The following is a 19810-nucleotide window of genomic DNA, read 5'->3' as shown; positions in this document are numbered from 1 at the left end:
GCAGGCGCGACCCGCAAGCCCCCGTCAGACACCCATATCCGCCAGATCCCAGACCGCCGTCAGCCCGCGATCGCCGATCCGCATCAGCCGTGCCAGAACGGCCGCCGTCGCCGGCCCGTTTTCCTGCTGCACACAGTCGATCAGATCGCGCGCGACCCGCGCCAGCATCGGTAGTCCGACCTGCCGCGCCAGAGGCAAAAGCCCCTCGATCGCCGCCTGCAACGCGTCACCGCTTCCCGTTCGAACCAGCCGCTCAACGATGCTGAGCTGCACCGCGAGATCCTCCATCGTCGCGGAGATCAGTTGCTCAGCCCCGGCAGGCCCCAGCTTGGCGTAAAGCGCGATGATCCGGTCGGAATCGAGCCGCACCCCTTCTTCCCAATTGCATTGAGTGACCTGCGCCACCTCTCACCCTCCTTCACCCAAAGGCCCACCACGGCCCGTCCTTGCCGCACAGGCTGCGTGCAAGGTCTCAAGAATTCCTTTCCGGCCCGCACAATTCCCTGCGTAAAACCCCTCGAAATTTCTGAAACTGCGCCCTATCTATCTCCGAGCGAACCTGGAGGACCCCATGAAGGAACACGTCAGACCCCTGCCGAGCTATCTGGTGGAGCGTTATCAAGGCTGGCAGGCCACCACCTACACCGAGAACCGCGCCTGGTATCGGCGCCTTGCCGATGAAGGGCAGCGCCCCCGCGCGATGGTGATTTCCTGCTGCGACTCGCGTGTTCATGTGACCAAAATCTTTGGCGCCGATCAGGGTGAATTCTTCATTCACCGCAACATCGCCAACCTCGTGCCCCCCTATAACCCCGATGGCGATCACCACGGGACCTCGGCGGCGATCGAATATGCTGTGCGTAACCTCAAGGTCGCACACTTGATCTTGTTGGGCCACTCCAATTGTGGTGGCGTAGCGGGCTGCTGCGCATTGTGCGAAGGCAACGCTCCCGATCTGGAAACCCCCGACTCCTTCGTCGGCACCTGGCTGAACCTGCTGCGCCCCGGCTATGAGCGCGTCAAGGACATCCCCGAAGCGCAGCGTCAGCAGGCGCTGGAGGAAGAGGCGGTCAAGATCAGCCTTGAAAACCTGATGACCTTCCCCTTCGTGCGTGAAGCCCTCGATGACGACCGGATGACGCTGCACGGGCTGCGCATCGATATCGGTGAGGGCAAGCTTTACGAATACGACCCGAAGGAAAATAGCTTCGCGGCGATCTGATCGGACCACGCGCTTTCACCCGGCATTAAGCATTCCTGCGCGATGCTGGGGGTATGAAACAGCTTGACCGACTCGTGACCCTGCGGCTGCCCCTCGATCTGCTCCAACAGATCGAGCAACAGTCCCGAGCTGCCGCGCGCAGCCCCTCGGAGATGATCCGCAAGGCCCTGGAAACGGGGCTTTGCGCCGACAGCGCCAGTGCCGCCCGCCCGCTGCATGCAGCCCTTGGCGAGATGATCGCCGAAGCGGGCGGTTGGCTGACCCTTCAGATGCGATTGCGTCGCGCGGGATATGTCTTGCGCCTGCACGAGGACGACCGGCTAGCGCTGCATGACTGGCCGGGCGACCATTTCGTCGATTGGCTCGACGTGCTGGGCTTCGACTATGCGGCCCTGCGGCTGCGCTATCGCGCGCCCTTCCCCGGTGCGCTGCCCCGCAAACCGCCGCCCTGCTTCAAATCGAAACGCGTCGCCTGAGCCACCGCGTCAGCGCAGGATCTGGTCGATCGGCCAGGTAATCTCGGTCTCCGTGCGCAGGGTTTTCGCCGCGCCCTTCGCGAGGTCGAACTCCCAGGCAATGACGCCGCGCTTGTCATCGAGGTCGCGGGCCGTCGGCGCGGGCGTGGCCGTGGTCTCGATCGTCAGGTCCTCTTGCTCGGAATAGGGCAACCGGTCGATCACGCGCACAGCCCAGTCGCGACCGCTGTCGTTCGACACCTCGATCTCGACCACCTCACGGCGGGTGTTCGAGCGCGAGATCACGCCCTTGTCGCCCTCCAGCGTCTCTGGCATCAGCCGCGTCGCGCGCAGCGTTTCGATCGGGCCAAGCCCCACGCGCATCTCGTCGCCCGCGCGCACGAAGGGCAGATCGGTGCGCCCAATCAGGCTGCCGTCCTGCCAGATCATCGCCGAACCCGGAAAGAAGAACGTGCCCTCGGGCGCCTCGCCCTCGATCACGCGATAGGCATGGTCGTCGTAAAGCGGCGCGACCTCGGCCAGCATCGTCGCGGGCACGCGGGTTTCCTGCCATTCGACGCGGAAGCCCTCGACCCCGTCGCGCAGGTCGCGCGGCTGGGCGATCTCGAAGGTCGGAATCTCACCCAAGAGCTTCAGTTCGAGGATCATCTCAGGCGCGGGGGCCGCCTCGAAAAAGGCGCCATCCGCCTCGGCCATCATCTCGCGCGTCGCCGCCTTCGAAGCGGTCAGCGCGATCGGCCGGTCGGGCGTCGCGTGCAAGAGCCGCGGCCAGACCTCTGAGGGCGCCGCCCGGTCGGCAGGCCGCGCCGCCGAGATCGTCAGCGCGACATCGGTCCAATCCTCGCCGCTGTGCTGATACAGCTCGAAATACTGGCTGACGCGCAATTCGCCCGCGGCCTCGTCGTAGCGCAGGTCATAGCTCGGCTGCCAACCGGCCTGCGGCACGAAGCTGGAAATCTCCAGCGTGCCGCTCCCCGACACCCAGAGCATCAGCGCCGCCTTGTCATTCGACGGGTGTTCAAGCGCCGCCAGCGCCTGACGCGCCTTTTCCAAAGCCTCGCGATCGGGGCGCAGCGCCAGATCGGCGGCGCGATACTCGGCCTCGGCGGCAATCGCGGCCTCGGTCGCGGCCAGCGTGCCCGCCCCCACCGCATGCGCCAGTGCCGCCACTTGATCTGCGCTCTCGGCGCTGGCCTCAAGCCCCTGCCAGAAGCCGATCTGGGCGCGGGCCGCCTCGGCGCGGGCATGGATGCGGCGCAGATCGTCCTCCTTGACCGCAAGCGCGGCTTCCAGCCGCTCGACCTCCGCGCGTGCCGCCTCGATCGCGGGCGAAATCGCGCCCTCGCTGGCCGGCAAACGCCCGTCAATCAGCGTGGCGCCGCCCACCTGCACCCCCTCGCCCGCGAAACGCAGCGTCGAGATATCGGTGCCGCGCGGCAGGTCGGGGATCAGGATCTGGCGCGTGCCCTCGCCCGCGACCTCGACCCGGCGCGAGACCTTGGCGCCCTGCGGGTAGACGGTGACGTGATCGGGGTGTGCCGCCAGTTCGAGGATCTGGGCATTGAGGGCGGCGGGCGCGGTGGTCATCGCCAACGCAATCAAAAGGGCACGCATGATACTTCCTCCGGAACCAATGGCCGAAGGGTCAGCGCCGCGCGTCCAAAAAGCAAGAGGGCGCCGAAGCCGGCGCCCTCACATTTGGGTCATGTGGCGGTGAACCGCTCAGCCTTTTTTCAGGCAGCGGTTGCCCAGCGTTTCCGCGATCTGCACCGCGTTCAGCGCCGCGCCCTTGCGCAGGTTGTCCGAGACGCACCACAGGTTCAGGCCGTTCTCGATCGTCGAGTCCTGACGGATCCGCGAGATGAAGGTCGCGTAGTCGCCCACGCATTCCTTCGGCGAGATATAGCCGCCGTTTTCGCGCTTATCGACGACCATGATGCCCGGCGCTTCGCGCAGGATGTCACGGGCCTCGTCTTCGTCGAGGAACTCTTCGAACTCGATGTTCACCGCTTCCGAGTGACCGACGAACACCGGCACGCGCACGCAGGTCGCGGTCAGCTTGATCGAGGGATCGAGGATCTTCTTGGTCTCGGCGGTCATCTTCCACTCTTCCTTGGTGGAACCGTCGTCGAGGAAGACGTCGATATGCGGGATCACGTTGAAGGCGATTTCCTTGGTGAACTTCTTCGCCGGCACTTCGGCGGTCGGGTTGTAGACGGCCTTGGTCTGCTCCCAAAGCTCATCCATGCCGTCCTTGCCCGCGCCCGACACCGACTGGTAGGTCGAGACGACGACGCGCTTGATGCGCGCACGGTCATGCAGGGGCTTGAGCGCCACAACCAGCTGCGCGGTCGAGCAGTTCGGGTTCGCGATGATGTTTTTCTTGGTGTAGCCCTCAACGGCCTCGGCGTTCACTTCCGGCACGACCAGCGGCACGTCCGGGTCGTAGCGATAGAGCGACGAGTTGTCGATCACGACGCAACCCTGCGAGGCGGCGATCGGCGCGTATTTCTTGGTCGCATCCGAGCCGATAGCAAAGAGCGCGATATCGTAGCCCGAGAAGTCGAAGCCTTCGATATCCTTGGTCTTCAGGGTCTTGTCGCCGTAGCTCACCTCAGTGCCAAGGCTCCGGCGCGAAGCCAGAGCAACAACCTCATCGGTGGGAAACTGGCGCTCGGCCAGAATGTTCAGCATTTCGCGGCCCACATTACCCGTGGCACCGGCGACGACGACTTTATAGCCCATCAGGACCTCCTTGCTCAAAAGAACGAGGCCGCTTAGCGAAAACCGGGGGGTTTGGAAAGGGATTCGTTACGAATTGTGCAAGGTGATGCGGGAATCCCGCGCCTTGAGCGCCTCGACCATGGCGGCCTCGGCGGCGAAATCATGGGGCACCTTCTCGGCCGAACGCGAGCCCGAAAGCGAGAGCGAAGCAAAGAAGTCGAAGCCGTAGAGCGACAGCGCCGTCAGATCCGAGCGCGCGAGCAGGTCGATCATCATCGCGCCGGTGGTGGGCTGCGCGCCCAGCCGCGTCTTCAGCGCCGCGTAATCGGCCAGCGGATGCAAGTAGAAGCCGGGGCTGGTCGCCGTGGCGTAATCCAGCCGCTTGCGCTTGTGGCTCATCCACAGATAGCGCCCTGCCCCGATCCGTGCGCGCTCCGCCGGAGGCAGGCTGGTCGCCAGCGCGAGCCAGTCGGTGCGTCGCCCGTGGCTTTCGGCTGCCGGCATCGGCGCGCGGTTGATCCGCACCACCAGGTCATGCCCGTCGATCGCCGCGCCATGCTGGGTCTCGGCCAGCGCGCGCGCATTGCCCACCAGCGCCACGCGCTTGCCCGCCAGATCCGCCAGCAGCGCCTCTTGCGGCACCGAAAGCGCGGCGAGGGGCGCCTCGCGGCGCAGCGTGCGCGCGATCAGGAAGGCCAGCGGCGAGAGGGTGCGGGGCATGGGCGTCATGCCTCCGGCTTGTCGCGGCTGAAGGCGTAGATCGCAAGCCCGATCACGACCGGCAGCAGGAAAAACAGGAACAAAAGCCCATAGGCCTCGGCAGGCTCGCGCCCCTGCGAGGCGGCCTCGAACACCGGGCGCGAGCCAAATTGCGCCAGCGCCACGCCGAGGATCGAGAACATGTTCAGGAAGGTCACGCCGCGCCCGACCAGATGCGGCGGAAAGAACGCGCGGCCATGCGCCATCAGCACCGGGAAGGAGGCGCCAAAGAAGCCAACCGCCGCGAGGATCGCCGTCACCTGCCAGAGGCTGCCCGCGGGCATCAGCCACAACGCCCCCAGCGAAAGCGCCAGCACCGCGTTCCCCGCCAGCGCCACGCGTCGATGCGAGCCAAGCAGCTTATCGGCCGGGCCATAGGCGAAATTGCCAAGGATCATCGCGACCCCCATCACCAGCGTCACCTGCCCGATCCCGGCGGCATCGGCGCCAAAGACATCACCCAGATACGGCCCCGCCCAGAGCCCGCGAATGCCCGCGGCCGCGGTGTAATTCGCCATCGTCAGCGGCAACAGGAGCCACAGCCCCGGCATCTTCAACAGGTCCAGCACCGAGCCTTCGCGCCCGCCGGGCCGCTCGACGCGCTCGGGGTCGCGCACGAAGGCCAAGACCCCCGCCGCCACCACGATGGTGATCGCCGCCAGCGCCCAGAGCGTCGCGCGCCAGCCGATCGCCTCGACCGTCGCCGCCAGCGGCGCCGCCCCCATCAGGTTGCCAAGCGAGCCGACGCCGATGATCCCCGCCGCAAGCGTGCCGAAAAGCTCAGGGCGGAAGCTGCGCGCGAAATAATAGTACGACGCCATCAGCACCGGCGCGCAGCCGATCCCGATCAGGATCATCGCGGCATGGATGCCCGCAGGCCCCGTCGCCATCGCGAAAACCGCCGCACCTCCGCCGCCGCCAAGGCCCAGCAAGACCCCCGCCGTGCGGCGCGGGCCGATCCGGTCCAGCGCCTCGCCGACCGGGATCTGCATCACCCCGAAGGCCACGTACCAAAGCCCCAGCGACAGCGCGAGATCGCCCGGCCCCGCGCCCAGTTCCTCTTTCAGGACAGGCGTCAGCACCGCGAGGCAGGCGCGGTAGAACTGGCTGAGCACATAGCCGAGCACGAAGAAGGTAAGGGTCAGGCGCATCTCTCTCCCCGGGGCCGCGTGGCTCCGCCGCATCGGGGCAAGCTGTCACCCGCGCGCGCCCGGCGCAAGGCCATTTCCGCGCGTGCCCTTGCGCCCCGCGCCGCCGCGCCGCAGGATGGCCCGAGGAGGTGCCCGATGGACCTGACCCGGCTGATGCTGCGGCTGTATTTTGGCGATCTGATGCTTGGCCCGGGCAAGGCCACGCTGCTGGAGGCAATCGGGCGCGAGGGCTCGATCTCGGCGGCGGGGCGCGCGATGGGCATGAGCTACAAACGCGCCTGGCAGCTGGTCGAGGAGATGAACGCCCATTTCGCCGAGCCGGTCGTCGAAAGTTCGCGCGGGGGCGCGAAGGGCGGCGGCGCGCGGCTGACCAAGGCGGGCGCGGCGCTGGTCGCCGATTACCGCGCGCTGGAGGCCAAGCTGCAAAGCGCCGGCGCCGAGGAAATCGCGCGGATCGGCGCCATGGTCGCCACACCGAAATCCGGCTGAGCCAAGAAAAAACGCGAGGCCCGAAGGCCTCGCGTCCGTGTCTGGATCGTTCGGCCCGATCAGGCCTTGGAGGTCTCGGCCTCGATCGTGGCGCTGGTGCGTTGCGGCGCGGCGATCTCGATCCGGCGCGGCTTCAGCGCCTCGGGCACCTCGCGAACAAGGTCGATATGCAGCATGCCGTCCTGATGGGCGGCGCCCGTGACCTTCATGTGATCGGCAAGGGCAAAGCGGCGCTCAAAGGCGCGGGTCGCGATGCCGCGATGCAGATAGGTGCGGGCGGGTTCGTCTTCGGATTTGCGGCCAGTCACGATCAGCGCGCCCTCGCGCAGCTCGACGCCAAGCTCGGCATCCGAGAACCCGGCGACCGCGATCGAGATGCGATAGGCATTCTCGTCGGTCTTTTCGATGTTGTAGGGCGGGTAGCTGGGCTGGGCCACATCGGCCGCCAGCACGCGATCCATCAGGTCCGCCACGCGGTCAAAGCCAACGGTGGCGCGATAGAGCGGGGACAAATCAAAACTACGCATTGCATCCTCTCCTGAGCGATGTCGGTTGGGCCTCCCCGGACGGGGCAGGCATCTCCGGGGCCCGTCATGGCGCCCCGACAAGAGAGAGATGGGAGGTGGAAAACCCGAGTTCAAGACCCTGCGCGAACCGGCGCAAAGCGAGTTCAGGGGCGCACGAACTTGGCCCCGCCCGAGCTGCTGACCTGCGCGTCCTGCGGATCGGGGTTGCGCAACCGCAGCGCCGCGCGCAGATCGGCCAGCCCTTCGAGCATGGTGCCGATCGCGACGTTTTCTTCGTTGTAAAGCGTCTTGGCCGAGATCACCGAGACGATCTCGGGGTGGCCCGAGCGCATCGAGAACACCGGCGCGCCGGAGGTGCCGAAATCGGCGACGCAATCCATCACCAGCACATCGGTATCGCGCGCGATCACCTCGCATTCACGCTGCAGCGAGGGCATCTCGGCGCGGTCATGCGCATAGGACACCACCCCCACCGTTTCACCCTGGCGCGGAGGCGCGGCAAGGTCGAAGGGCGCAAGCTGCGGCAGGCGGATCGGTTGCTCCAGCTCGATCAGCGCCAGGTCCCAGGCAACGCGGCCCAGCCGGTCGGCGCTGAGATAGGCATAGGCGGGGTGGGCCACCGCGCGGCGCACCTTGCGAGAGGCCAGCGCGCGGCCGTTGCGCCAGCCCGCGCGAAACTCCATCCGGTCCACCGGCAGCATCTCGCCCGAGCGCGGATCGAACAGGCAATGCCCTGCCGTCAGCACCAGATCGGGTGCGATCAGTGTGCCGGTGCAAAAGCTCCCGGCGCCAAGATTGAGCCGACCGACCGCCTCCCAGCCGCGCGCGTCATCACCCGTCGCCAGCCGCTCAAGCGGCGTCTGCGCAAGCGCGATCGTCGCGGAGGCAAGGGCCGCAAGCAGGCTCAGAAGGGGCAGGAACCGGCGCATGCAACGATCCGTAAAGGATGATCCAAGGCAGGTCTAGCGCCGCTCTCTGGCAGGATTATGGCGTGGCCGCCAGCGCCGGCGGTTTCGGCCCGCCCGTCGCCCAATCCAGCAGCTCGACCGTGTGCACCACCGGCACGCCGGTGCCCGAGCCGATCTGGATCATGCAGCCGATATTGCCCGCCGCGATCACCTGCGGCGCGCGCGCCTCGAGCGTGGCCACCTTGCGCCGTTTGAGTTCCTCGGAAATCTCGGGCTGGAGCAGGTTGTAGGTGCCCGCCGAGCCGCAGCACAGATGGCTGTCGGCCGGCTCGACCACCTCGAAGCCCGCGCGTTTCAGCAGGTCTTTCGGCGCCGATTTCACCTTTTGGCCGTGCTGCAGCGAACAGGCGGCGTGATAGGCCACGCGCAGCCCCTTCGGCGCGCCTTCGGGCAGGCCGACCTGGGCGAGGAACTCGGTCACGTCCTTGGCCAGAGCGGCGACCTTTGCGGCCTCGCCCGCCAGCGGACCCTGGCGGAACATATGACCGTAATCCTTGACCGTCGTGCCGCAGCCTGAGGTGTTGATGATGACCGCATCCAGATCGCCCTCGGAGAGATAGGCGTGAATGTTGCGCGCGGCCTGCGCATGGCTTTCATCTTCGCGGCCCATGTGATGCGAAAGCGCCCCGCAGCAGCCGAGGTTGCGCGGAATGACCACCTCGCAGCCGAGCCGCCGCAACAGCCGGATCGTGGCGTCGTTGATGTCCGTATTCAGCGCGCGCTGCGCACAGCCGATCTGCAGCGCGACGCGGTATTTTCGCTCGCCCATCGCCGGGAAGGTCTGCGCGTCATCGTTGCGGCTGACGGGCGGAATGGTCTTCGGCGCCATCCCCACCATCGCACGCAGCCGCGCATCGGGCAGGAACCGCGCGAAGGGCTTCGCCAGCTTCGCCCCGCCCATCGCCAGCCGGAACCGCCCCGGATAGGGCACGATCTGCGCCAGCGTCCAGCGCAGCATCCGGTCAAGGAACGGGCGGCGATAGGTGCGCTCGACATGCGCGCGGGCGTGGTCGATCAGATGCATGTAATGCACCCCCGAAGGGCAGGTCGTCATGCAGGCCAGACAGCTCAGGCAGCGGTCGAGATGCTTGACGATCTTCACATCCGCCGGGCGGTCGTTTTCGAGCATGTCCTTGATCAGGTAGATCCGCCCGCGCGGGCTGTCGAGCTCGTCACCCAGCACCTGATAGCTGGGGCAAGTGGCGGTGCAGAACCCGCAATGCACGCAGGCGCGCAGGATCTCGTTGGCGCGCGCGATGCCGGGATCGGCCAGTTGCTCGGGCGTGAAATTGGTCTGCATCAGCCCATCCTTCCGGGGTTGAGAATGCCGCGGGGGTCGAATTGCGCCCGCAGCGCCCGGCTCAGCGCCGCGACCGGCGCAGGCTCGGGTTCAAAGGCGGGGGCGGCGCCGCGCAGACAGGTCGCGTGGCCGGTGTAGGGCGCGGCCATGGCGCGCGCGTCGGTGCCCTCGGGCAAGAGCGCCCAGATCAGCCCCCCGCCCCAATCGAGCATCACCTTGCCGCCCAGGCGTGCAACCAGCGCAGGCGCCTCCGAGGGCTTCACCGAGAACCGCCACAGGTCCCCCGGCTTGCCCGCGAACGGCGCCAGATCGCGCAGATCGGCCCAAAGCTGCGCCGAGCCCTCACGCTCGATCCGCACCGCCCCGAACGGCGCGAGCAGGGAGACAAGGCGGTCAGCGCGATAGGCGACCGAATCCGCCAGACCCTCGATGCGGACAATCGCGCCCACACCCGGCAACCAGCCCGCGCCCGACACGTCAAAAGGCGAACCGAGCGCGGCGGCCAGCGCCGGCTGCGCGGCGTCAGACGGCAGGTCGATGACCAGCGTCGCCTGCGATGTCGCTGCCGGCAACAGCTTGAAGGCCACCTCGCTCAGCACACCCAAGGTGCCCCAGCTCCCGGCCATCAGCTTGGTCAGATCGTAGCCGGTGACGTTCTTCATCACGCGCCCGCCATTTTTCAAAATCTCGCCGCGGCCATCAACAAAGCGCACCCCGATCAGGCTGTCGCGGCAAGCCCCCGCCTGCACCCGGCGCGGGCCGGACACATTCGCCGCCACCACGCCACCGATCGTGCTCTCGCCGCCCTGCCCCAGTGCCGCCACCCAATGCGCGGGCTCGAACGGCAGTCGCTGACCCTCGGCGGCCACCGCCGCCTCGATCTCGGCAAGCGGCGTGCCCGCCCCCGCGACCAGCGTCAGCGCGCCGGGCTCATACAAACGAATGCCGGAAATCGCGACCTGCAAAGGCGTGCCCGCCGCTTGCCCCACGGGGCGCGTGCCGCCGCCCACAATCCGCACGGGCCCCTCCGCCGTGCGGATCGCCTCGGCCAGTTGCTCTTCGGTTTCAATCTTCATCGGACCTGCTTTCATCGAGCCGAAAAATACTCCGGGGGGCAGAGGCACAGCCTCAGCGGGGCAGAGCCCCTACCCCGCGCGCCGCGTGGCACTGGCGGCCAGCGGAAACACCTTGACCGGGTTCAAGAGCCAGGCCGGATCGAACACATCCTTCACCCGCATCTGCGCCTCAAGATCCGCAGCGGTGAACTGCACGCCCATCAGGTCGCGCTTTTCGATGCCCACGCCATGCTCGCCGGTCAGACAGCCGCCCATCTCGACGCAAAGCTTCAGGATCTCGGCGCCCAGCGCCTCGCAGAGCTCCTGCTGGCCGGGCTCGTTCGCGTTATAGAGGATCAGCGGGTGCATGTTGCCGTCGCCCGCATGGAACACATTGGCGACCTTCAACCCGTATTCCTCCGACAACTCGCCGATCCGACGCAGCACCTGCGGCAGCGACGACACCGGGATCGTGCCATCGAGGCACATGTAATCGTTGATCTGCCCCATCGCGCCAAAGGCCGATTTACGGCCCAGCCAGATCCGCGCGGCCTCGTCGCCGTCGCGCGCCTCGCGGAACTCGACCGGATCGTGGCGCATCGCGATCTGGCGCACGAGGCCCAGTTGCTCGTCGATCTCGGCGGGCGCGCCTTCGCATTCGACGATCAGGAGCGCCTCGCAATCGGGATAGCCCGCGTGGCAGAAGGCCTCGGTCGCCTCGATGCAGGGGCGGTCCATGAATTCGATCGCGACGGGCAGGATGCCGGCGCGGATGATATCGGCCACGCAGGCGCCGGCGATCTCGTTCGAGGAAAACCCGATCAGCACCGGGCGCGCGCCCTCGGGCTTGGGCAGGATGCGCAGCACGGCCTCGGTGACGACACCCAGTTGCCCCTCCGAGCCGCAGACCAGCGCCAACAGGTCAAGCCCGCCCGCATCCGACCAGGGCCCGCCGATCTCGACCACCTCGCCCGCCATCGTCACCAGCGTGACGCCCAGCAGGTTGTTGGTGGTCACGCCATATTTGAGACAGTGCGCGCCGCCCGAATTCATCGCGATATTACCCGAGATCGCGCAGGCCAGCTGCGAGCTGGGATCGGGCGCATAAAAGAACCCCTCAGCCTCGACCGCACCGGTCACCGACAGGTTGGTGCGCCCCGCCTCGACCCGGATAAACCGGTTCTCGTAATCGGTTTCCAGCACCGCGCTCATCCGCGCGAGCCCCAGAACGATCGCATCCTCGGTCGGCATCGAGCCCCCCGCGAGCGAGGTCCCCGCGCCGCGCGGCACCACCGGCACGCGCTCTTCGTGGCAAACCTTGAGCGCGGCGGCGACCTCGGCGATCGAGCGCGGCAGCACCACCGCCAGGGGCGGGCAGCGATAGGCCGAGAGCGCATCGCATTCATAGGCGCGCGTTTCCTCGGGGGCGTCGATCACGGCATCGGCGGGCAAGACCGCGCGCAGACGCGCGACGATCTGGGCCTTGCGGGCAATCACCCGCGCATCGGCTTTCGGCAGTTCCATCGGGGCTCCTCCATCTGGTCAGAAAATATAACCAGTTTTGCCGTCTGGCAAGCAATCTCGAAGCGCGCTAACAGTTTATCATGAGTGATTTGCTTCTTGGCCCTCTCAGTTTCGCCGATCTGGCGGCTCTGGCGCTTCTGGTGCTGGCCTGGCTCGGCATCGGCTGGGTGACCGAGCATCCGCCCGCGCATCGTCCCTCGGTCGGGGTTTTGATGGAGGGCTACCGGCGCGAGTGGATGCGCCAGCTGGTGACGCGCCAGCCGCGGATCTTCGATGGCGCGATGATGGACGGGCTGCGGCAATCGACGACCTTCTTCGCCTCGACGGCGCTGATCGCGATCGGGGGCGGGCTCGCGCTGATCGGCAATCCCGAGCGGCTGTCGGACCTGGCGTCGGAATTCGCGCTGGAGGAAGGGCCGCGGCTGTTGTGGGAGACGCGGATCCTGACGGCGGTCTTGTTCGGGGCGAATGCGTTCCTGAAATTCGTCTGGTCGCACCGGCTGTTTTCCTATGCGGCAATCGCGATGGCGGCAGTGCCCAATGATGTGAACGACCCGCTGGCCTATCCGCGCGCGGCGCAGGCGGCGCGGGTCAACATCAATGCTGCCAAGAGCTTCAACCGCGGGCTGCGCTCGGTCTATTTCGCGCTGGCCTCGCTGGCCTGGCTGGCCGGTCCGGTGGCGCTGGCGGTGGCGGTTGTGATGACGACGGTGATGCTGTGGCGGCGCGAGTTCGCCTCGGTCGCGCGGATCGCGCTGTTGGAGAACCCGCCCGAATAGGGGGCGCTGCCCCCTCGGCCTGCGGCCTCCCCCCGGGATATTTTCGGCAAAATGAAGAGGTTCAGCGGCGGCGGGTGCGCCCCTCAAGCAGCCAGGCGGCGAGGGTGAGCGCGACGGCCATCAGGAGCCACGCCCAGCCCGGCAGGAGCGGCGCGACCCGCAAGTCGACGGTTGCGCTGGCGCCGCGCGGGGTGAGGCCGATCCAGCCATTGCCAGCGCTGGCGCGGCCCGCGCGGATCAGGCGCAGGCGGGGGATGCCGTCTTCAAGGCGGGTGACGGCGCCGCCCGAGGCGGTGATCGCGGCCTGAAGCGTCGCGGCACTGGCGAGGGTTTCTTCGAATTCACGCGGGGCAGCGGGGCCGAGCGCGAAGACGCGTTCCAGATCTCCGTCGCGCAGCCGGTAGAGCCCGGCCTCCGGCGCCTGCCAGCGCGCGGTGAAGCGGCCCGGCGCAGTTTCGGCAAGGGCGATTTCCTCGCGCGTGCCGTCGGGATGGGTGAGGGCGACGGGCGGGACCGAAGGCGCCATCGAGCGGCGCACGAGGGTCACGCTCAGGCTGCCGGGTTCGATCTCGGCGTAAAGCGCCTCTTCTTCCAGCTCGGGCTCTTTCATCGACCAATGCGCGATGCGGCGCAGCAATTCGAGCTGCGGGCCGCCGCCTTCGAAGCCGCGATCCCAGAGCCAGGCATGATCGGAGGCCAGCAGCGCCACACGGCCCTCGCCCTGACGCGAAAGCACCAGAAGCGGCGTGTTGCCTGCGCCCTCCATCACGACCTCGCCGGTGGGGTTTTCAACCTCGATCTGGCGCAGCCAGCGGCCCCAGTGCGGGACACCTTCGGCCTCAGGTTGACCGGCGGCGGGCGGCGCCCCGTCAAGCCCGGCGGTCACCGGATGGCGCAGGCCCAGCTCGGTCGGACGCGGCAGAAAGGCCTCGGAGAGGACGCGACCGGTGGGGCGCGCGGGCATCAGGTCTTCGAGGGCGGTGCGCGAGAGGCTCTGGACGGTGGCGAACTCGGGGCCGGCCGAAATCAGCACCGCGCCGCCGCGCTCGATATAGCTGCGGATATTGGCGAAATAGGCCGAGGGCAGGATGCCGCGCGCGCCGTAACGGTCGAAGATGATCAGGTCGAACTCGTCTATCTTGTCGATGAACAGCTCTTGCGTCGGGAAGGCGATCAGCGAGAGCTCCGAGACCGGCGTGCCGTCCTGCTTTTCGGGCGGGCGCAGGATGGTGAAATGCACAAGGTCCACCGCCGCGTCGGATTTCAGTAGGTTGCGCCAGGTGCGCTCGCCCGCATGGGGTTCGCCCGAGACCAGCAGCACGCGCAGCCGGTCGCGCACGCCGTTGATCTGCACGACCGCCGCGTTGTTGCGTTCGGTCAGCTCGCCCTCGGACGGATCGAGGGTGAATTGCACCACGTTCTGCCCGCCGTGTTTCAGCACCAGCGGCAGCTCCAGCTCGCGCCCGACATTGACCTCGTAGCGTTTGGGGTCTCCCCCGTCGATCGAGATTTCCAGCCCCGCGCGCCCGGCCAGTTCGGGCGGCACGGCGCCCTGATCCTCGACGCGGAGGCGGATCTGGGTTTCCTCGCCGATGATACCGAAGGCGGGGGCGGTCCGGATCACGAGGCGGCGATCCCAGTCGTTATCGCGCCCGGTCAGCAGCAGATGCAGGGGCGCGGGCATCTCGGGCAAGAGCGCCGGGTCATGGGCCTGCCCGTCGGAGATCACGATGGCGCCCGCGATGCGCGCGCGCGGCTCGGCGGCCAGCGCCTCGGCCAAGGCCGCGCCGATCTCGGTGCCAGCGTTGCCCTCGCCATCGGCCACGCTGACACGGCGGGTTTCAACGCCGCCCAACCCGTCCAGTTCGGCCGCGATCCGGGCCAGCGCGGCATCGGTTTGCGCCGGACGATCGGCCAGCGCCTGCGAGGACGAGCGATCATCGAGCAGCAAGACGATGTCGGAGAGCGGCTCGGTCTCGGCGGTTTGCAGCGCGGGCTGCGCCAGCGCCGCCAACAGGACCAGCACGGCAAGGCCACGCAGCGCCCAGCCCGGAAGCCCGCGCCACAGCGCCAGCGCCACCAGCACCAGCGCCGCCCCGGCAAGCGCCGCGATCACGGGCCAGGGCAGAAGCGGCGCGAAGATCACCGAAAGCCCGCTCATTGCCCGAGCCTTTCCAGAAGCGCGGGCACATGGACCTGATCGGATTTGTAGTTACCCGTCAGCACATGCATCACGAGGTTCACGCCAAAACGCGCCGCCATCTCGCGTTGACGCTCGCCCGCCATGCCGCGCCCGACCGGAAACATCGGCAGGCCCTCGGGGGTTTCCGCCCAGGCCGAGGCCCAGTCATTGCCGCCGATCACCACCGGCGTCACACCGTCATTGAGGTTGCGAAAGGGCATGCCCTCGGCCAGCTCGGCATCAGGTGGGGCGGCCTCGACCCAGATCGCGCCGTCGTGGCGGCCCGGAAAATCCTGCAGCAAGTAGAACGTGCGCGTGAGCACGTGATCGGGCGGCACCGCCTCGAGCGGCGGCACATCCAGTGGCGCCGCCAGCGCCTGCAGCCGTTGCCCGGCGGGCGTCGTTGCCCCGACCCCGGCCAGATCGGCGTCGCGCGTATCGAACAGGATCATCCCGCCGCTGCGCAGGTAACGGTTGAGCTTGGCATAAACGCGCGGCGAGGGCGCGGGCTGGCCTTCGGTCACCGGCCAGTAGATCAGACTGAACAGCGCAAGATCGTCGCGCTCAAGATCCAGCGTCATCGGCGCCGAGGGCTCGACCGTGGTGCGCCGCGCGACGATATCCGACAGCCCCTTGAGCCCGGCATAAGCGACGCGATCGACCTCGGCATCGCCGGTGGGCACATGGGCGAAGACCACGTTCGAGGCGGCCTGAATGGCGCGGGCCTCATCCATCTGCGCGGGTTCCTGCGCCTGCGGCGGGTGCGGCACGAGCGCCAGCGCCAGCGCCAGCACCAGCGCCGCGCCGCGCACAGCCGGGCGCCAGAGCCGCCCCGACAGGCCCAGCGTCGCGAGCACGTCGAGCAGAAGCGCGCCAAGCGCGAGCGCCAGCGCGATGCCCTTCAGCGGAACCTCTTCCCGCTCCTCCAGCGCACCTTCAAGCGTCACTGTCGCGGGCCATTGCGCCGCCGCCAGCGTGCGCCCGCGCGTCACCGCATTCAGCGCGATCACCCGGTCACCCGCCGCATAAAGCCCCGGCGGCGTCGCAGCACTAGCCGCACCGCCGGCAAGGTCCTCGCCCGCGATCCCGGCAGCGGCATCCGTCGCCTGCAAGCGGCCATAGCCATCCAAAACCTTTTGCGGCACCCAGATCGTGCCCGCCAATTCCGCCGCTTCTGGCTCGGCAGGGCGGGTCGAAACCGCAAGCCGTTCCAGCATCTGCGGGAACAGCCCCGACAGCGGCAAAGACGACCATTCCGCATTCGCCGTCACATGGAAGAGCACGATCTGCCCGGTGCCAAAGCGCGCGCGCGTCACCAGCGGCGTGCCATCGGCCAGCGCCGCCAGCGTCGCCTCGGCCAGCTCGGGGCCCGGCTCGGCCATGACCTGCATGCTCACGCGCACCTCTTCGGGCACGGGAAGCCCGGCAAAGGGCGAGGCCTCGGCAAAGGGCGCGAGGCTGCGCGGCTCGCCCCAGCTCATCGTGCCCCCGACCGAACGCCCGCCCAGCCGCAACCGCACTGGCAAAAGCGGGTCTTCCGCCTCGGCCGCCGCCATTCGCGGCCCGGCAAAGCGCAGCAGAAGCCCGCCTTCCTCGATCCATTCCGCAAGCCGGTCGGGCTCGGCGACCTCGGCGACATCGGCCAGGATGATCACATCGGGGCTGACGGGCAGCACATCTTCCAGCGGGCTTTCGATCAGGTCCGCCGAGGGCGCCAGCGCCTCGCGGAGGTAATGCAGCGGCGAGAGCAGTTCGAGCCCTTCGCGTGGGCGCCCCCCGGCGACCAGCGCCACTTTGCGGCGCTTGAGCGCGTCATCGGTCAACCGCACAGCCCCCGCCGAACGCGCGCCCGCGATCTCGAAGCGGGTGATCCGGTTGCGCAATTCAGGCGGCAGGTCAAAGACCTGTTCGGTGCTGGTTTTCCCTTCGAAATCAAGGGGCGCGCGGATCAGGTCGCGCTCGATCCCGGCGGGGTCGAGCCCGACGGCCACGATCTCGACGGGCGCGGCGGGCGGGGCGGAGGCAATCGCCCCGACGACCAGCTCGCCGTCAACAAGTGCCGCAGAGCTGAGCGCCAGCACCGGGCGCGCCGGCTGCCAGACGCTGACCGCGCCACGGGATTGCACCGCCGCTAGCAAGGGCGCGCGGCCTTCGCGCGCCACCCCGTCCGAGAGCCAGAGCGTGTCGAAACCGCCCTCCGGCAACAGCGCCGGATCGAACGCGGCAGGCTCCCACGGATGGGGTTTCAGGCCGGGCAATTGCGCGGCCAGATCCGCGGCGGGGGCAAAGGACAGGGCCTGCGGTGGCGGGTCGGACAGGTCGATCAGCGCCGCCGGGCGGCCCGCGACGCGCGCCTCTTCAAGCGCCAGTCCAGCGCGGGCGATCGCGCGCGACCAACCCGGCGCCGCGGCCCAGGAGCCGTCAAACAGAACCAGCAGCGGCCCCTGCCCCGGCAGCGCCACGCGCGGGTTCAGGACCGGCCCGGCAAAACCGATGATCGCCGCCGCCAGCGCCGCCATACGCAACAGCATCAGCCACCAAGGCGTGCGATCGGCCTCGGCATCCTCGTCGCGGAGCCCCAGCAGGAGCGCGACACCCGGAAAGCGACGGCGGATCGGCGCAGGCGGCACCGCGCGCAGCAAGAGCCACAGGATCGGCAGGCCCAAGAGCCCCAGCAAGAGCCAGGGCGCAGAGAAACCGACAGGGCCCAGCATCCACATCAGACCAGCCTCCCGAGCGCGGCATTGAGCCAGAGCAGTGCGCCTTGCGCGGGCGATCCGGTATGATGGGTCGAGAACTGCCAACCCGCCGCGCGCGCCATCCGCGAAAGCCGCTCGCGCCGCTCGGCCAGCCGTTCAAGGTAGCGCGCGCGCAGGTCGGCGGCCTTGCGGGTTTCATGCGTCAAGGCGCCCGACATCGACTCGAAAATGGTGCGGCCCTGAAACGGGAATTCCTCTTCCTCGGGGTCGAGCACCTGCAGCATCACCCCGGTCACGCCGCGATCCGACAGCCGCGCAAGCGCCGCTTCGATCGCCTCGGGCGCGCCGAAGAAATCCGACAGAAACACCGCTCGGGCACCCGATTGCACAGCCCCCACCTCGGGCGCGCCGTAATCGCCCGCCTCAGGCAGGCTCGACAGATGCGCGGCCAGCGTCATCAGTTGCGCCCGACCCGGACGCGGCGGCGCCAGCGGCCCCATCAGCCCGACACGCTCGCCCCCACGGATCATCAGCACCGCCAGCGCCAGCGCCAGAAGCCGCGCGCGCTCCCCCTTGGAGGCCCGCGCCGCATTCGTCGCGCTGCCCGCAAACCGCATCGAGGCCGCGTCATCGACCCAAAGATGCACCGACTGCGCCAGCTGCCATTCGCGTTCACGCAGGTATTGCGTGTCCGAGCGCGCCGAGCGGCGCCAGTCGATGAACCGCGCATCATCGCCCGAATGCACGGGCCGGTATTGCCAGAATTCCTCCCCCGCACCCGCGCGACGGCGGCCATGGCCCCCCATCTGCACCGTTGCCGCCAGATGCTCTGCCGCGACCAGAAGCGCGGGAAGGGCCGAAGCTTCGGCCTCCGCGCCGCGGCGCAATTCGAGCGCGCGGGCGGCAGAAGGCGGGGCTTGGGTCACGCCGCGGCCTCGGCAGCGGCGCCCAGCACCTCGCGCGAAATGCCGGAGATGACGCCCTGCAAGGTCTCGCCACGGGCGCGGGCGGCAAAGCTCAGCGCCATGCGGTGGCTGAGCACCGGGCGCGCAAGCGCGATCACATCCTCGATGCCGGGCGCAAGGCGGCCCCGGATCAGCGCGCGCGCGCGCACCGTCAGCATCAGCGCCTGCGCCGCGCGCGGACCCGGCCCCCAGGCCAGTGCCTCGGCGGCGAGTTTCGAACCCTCGGGTTCGCCGGGGCGACAGGCGCGCACGAGGTCGAGGATCGCCTCGACCACGGTCTCGCCCACGGGCATACGCCGCACCAGCTCCTGCGCCGCAATCAGATCCTCGGGCGAGAACACCTGATGCGCCTCGGTGCCGGTCGCGCCGGTCGTGGCCAGCAAGATATCGCGCTCGGTCGCGCGGTCGGGGTATTCGACGTCGATCTGCACGAGAAAGCGGTCAAGCTGCGCCTCGGGCAGCGGATAGGTGCCCTCCTGCTCGATCGGGTTTTGCGTTGCGAGCACGTGGAAGGGCCGCCCGAGCGGGCGATGCGCACCGGCGATCGTCACCTCGCGTTCCTGCATCGCCTGCAACAGCGCGGATTGCGTGCGCGGGCTGGCGCGGTTGATCTCGTCAGCCATCAGAAGCTGGCAGAACACCGGCCCTTCGAGAAAACGAAACGCGCGGCTGCCGTCGGCGGCGGTTTCCAGCACCTCGGAGCCAAGGATATCGGCTGGCATCAGGTCGGGCGTGAACTGGATCCGGTTCGAGCCAAGCCCCATCACCGTCGAGAGCGTATCGACCAACATGGTCTTGCCAAGCCCCGGCAGGCCGACCAAAAGCCCGTGCCCACCCGACAGCATCGCGGCCAGCACCAGCTCGACCACACGCTCCTGCCCGATGAACCGGCGGTTGATCGAGTCGCGCGCGGCGGCGAGCTTGCTGCCCAGTGCCTCGATTTCGCCAATCAAATCATCGGTATCGGCCATGACAAATGCTCCCCGTAAG

Annotated in this window: 18 protein-coding genes; 4 read left to right on the top strand and 14 right to left on the bottom strand. The window is 68.3% G+C overall.

Annotated elements, in window-relative coordinates:
• Positions 1 to 24: 24 nt before the first annotated feature.
• Positions 25 to 405: a hypothetical protein gene (locus tag CLN94_RS01395; RefSeq protein WP_096430241.1), complete on the bottom strand. Its 381-nt coding sequence runs from the start codon at positions 403 to 405 to the stop codon at positions 25 to 27.
• 166 nt (positions 406 to 571) lie between these two features.
• Here CLN94_RS01395 and CLN94_RS01390 point away from each other — a divergent pair, with 166 nt between their 5' ends.
• Positions 572 to 1222 carry a carbonic anhydrase gene (locus tag CLN94_RS01390; RefSeq protein WP_096430239.1) on the top strand — a complete coding sequence of 217 codons (651 nt, stop codon included), beginning with the start codon at positions 572 to 574 and terminating at the stop codon, positions 1220 to 1222.
• Positions 1223 to 1275: 53 nt separating this feature from the next.
• Positions 1276 to 1698 (top strand): ribbon-helix-helix domain-containing protein, encoded by a 423-nt coding sequence (locus tag CLN94_RS01385; RefSeq protein ID WP_096430236.1) that lies wholly within the window; start codon positions 1276 to 1278, stop codon positions 1696 to 1698.
• Between the two features lie 9 nt (positions 1699 to 1707).
• Here the strand turns inward: CLN94_RS01385 and CLN94_RS01380 are convergent, their stop codons facing one another.
• The 4 genes from CLN94_RS01380 to CLN94_RS01365 all read right to left on the bottom strand — a co-directional run bounded on the left by CLN94_RS01380 (position 1708) and on the right by CLN94_RS01365 (position 6332).
• Positions 1708 to 3312 carry a DUF4139 domain-containing protein gene (locus CLN94_RS01380; RefSeq protein ID WP_096430233.1) on the bottom strand — a complete coding sequence of 535 codons (1605 nt, stop codon included), beginning with the start codon at positions 3310 to 3312 and terminating at the stop codon, positions 1708 to 1710.
• Between the two features lie 108 nt (positions 3313 to 3420).
• Complete coding sequence (locus CLN94_RS01375; protein ID WP_096430714.1) at positions 3421 to 4443, bottom strand: aspartate-semialdehyde dehydrogenase; 1023 nt, start codon at positions 4441 to 4443, stop codon at positions 3421 to 3423.
• 66 nt (positions 4444 to 4509) lie between these two features.
• A complete protein-coding gene (locus CLN94_RS01370; RefSeq protein WP_096430712.1) occupies positions 4510 to 5142 on the bottom strand; it encodes a glycosyltransferase family 29 protein in 633 nt (210 codons plus the stop codon).
• Positions 5143 to 5147: 5 nt separating this feature from the next.
• On the bottom strand, positions 5148 to 6332 hold the full coding sequence (locus CLN94_RS01365) for an MFS transporter (protein WP_096430230.1): 1185 nt from the start codon (positions 6330 to 6332) through the stop codon (positions 5148 to 5150).
• A gap of 135 nt (positions 6333 to 6467) precedes the next feature.
• On the opposite strand from CLN94_RS01365, the gene CLN94_RS01360 reads away from it, so the two are divergent.
• Complete coding sequence (locus tag CLN94_RS01360; RefSeq protein ID WP_096430227.1) at positions 6468 to 6821, top strand: winged helix-turn-helix domain-containing protein; 354 nt, start codon at positions 6468 to 6470, stop codon at positions 6819 to 6821.
• Between the two features lie 59 nt (positions 6822 to 6880).
• Here the strand turns inward: CLN94_RS01360 and CLN94_RS01355 are convergent, their stop codons facing one another.
• From CLN94_RS01355 to CLN94_RS01335, 5 genes are all read right to left on the bottom strand, one after another.
• The gene (locus tag CLN94_RS01355) at positions 6881 to 7348 is read right to left on the bottom strand and encodes an Hsp20 family protein (RefSeq protein WP_096430224.1); all 468 of its coding nucleotides are present in this window, start codon (positions 7346 to 7348) and stop codon (positions 6881 to 6883) included.
• Positions 7349 to 7491: 143 nt separating this feature from the next.
• The gene (locus CLN94_RS01350; protein ID WP_096430222.1) at positions 7492 to 8277 is read right to left on the bottom strand and encodes a trypsin-like serine peptidase; all 786 of its coding nucleotides are present in this window, start codon (positions 8275 to 8277) and stop codon (positions 7492 to 7494) included.
• Between the two features lie 55 nt (positions 8278 to 8332).
• On the bottom strand, positions 8333 to 9616 hold the full coding sequence (gene glcF, locus CLN94_RS01345) for a glycolate oxidase subunit GlcF (protein WP_096430219.1): 1284 nt from the start codon (positions 9614 to 9616) through the stop codon (positions 8333 to 8335).
• Positions 9616 to 10692, bottom strand: a complete 1077-nt coding sequence (locus tag CLN94_RS01340; RefSeq protein WP_096430216.1) for an FAD-binding protein — start codon at positions 10690 to 10692, stop codon at positions 9616 to 9618. Before CLN94_RS01340 ends, glcF begins: the two co-directional genes overlap by 1 nt.
• 69 nt (positions 10693 to 10761) lie before the next feature.
• Entirely contained in the window at positions 10762 to 12195 is a 1434-nt protein-coding gene (locus CLN94_RS01335; protein WP_096430214.1) for an FAD-linked oxidase C-terminal domain-containing protein, read from the bottom strand.
• An 80-nt stretch (positions 12196 to 12275) separates the two neighbouring features.
• On the opposite strand from CLN94_RS01335, the gene CLN94_RS01330 reads away from it, so the two are divergent.
• Entirely contained in the window at positions 12276 to 12974 is a 699-nt protein-coding gene (locus CLN94_RS01330; protein ID WP_096430211.1) for a DUF599 domain-containing protein, read from the top strand.
• A 61-nt stretch (positions 12975 to 13035) separates the two neighbouring features.
• On the opposite strand, the gene CLN94_RS01325 is transcribed toward CLN94_RS01330, so the two are convergent.
• The 4 genes from CLN94_RS01325 to CLN94_RS01310 are packed head-to-tail and all read right to left on the bottom strand — an operon-like array spanning position 13036 to position 19791.
• The gene (locus CLN94_RS01325; protein ID WP_096430209.1) at positions 13036 to 15135 is read right to left on the bottom strand and encodes a hypothetical protein; all 2100 of its coding nucleotides are present in this window, start codon (positions 15133 to 15135) and stop codon (positions 13036 to 13038) included.
• Positions 15132 to 17876: a DUF4159 domain-containing protein gene (locus CLN94_RS01320; protein ID WP_096430207.1), complete on the bottom strand. Its 2745-nt coding sequence runs from the start codon at positions 17874 to 17876 to the stop codon at positions 15132 to 15134. The genes CLN94_RS01325 and CLN94_RS01320 overlap by 4 nt, the downstream gene beginning before the upstream one ends.
• Entirely contained in the window at positions 17876 to 18781 is a 906-nt protein-coding gene (locus CLN94_RS01315; RefSeq protein ID WP_245845018.1) for a DUF58 domain-containing protein, read from the bottom strand. The genes CLN94_RS01320 and CLN94_RS01315 overlap by 1 nt, the downstream gene beginning before the upstream one ends.
• Complete coding sequence (locus tag CLN94_RS01310) at positions 18778 to 19791, bottom strand: AAA family ATPase (protein WP_096430205.1); 1014 nt, start codon at positions 19789 to 19791, stop codon at positions 18778 to 18780. Before CLN94_RS01310 ends, CLN94_RS01315 begins: the two co-directional genes overlap by 4 nt.
• Between the last annotated feature and the right edge of the window lie 19 nt (positions 19792 to 19810).

The organism is Pseudothioclava arenosa, assembly GCF_002358085.1.
GTDB classification, from domain to species: domain Bacteria; phylum Pseudomonadota; class Alphaproteobacteria; order Rhodobacterales; family Rhodobacteraceae; genus Pseudothioclava; species Pseudothioclava arenosa.
Note: the sequence above shows the minus strand (reverse complement) of the source record. Positions and strands in the feature narration are given on the sequence as shown.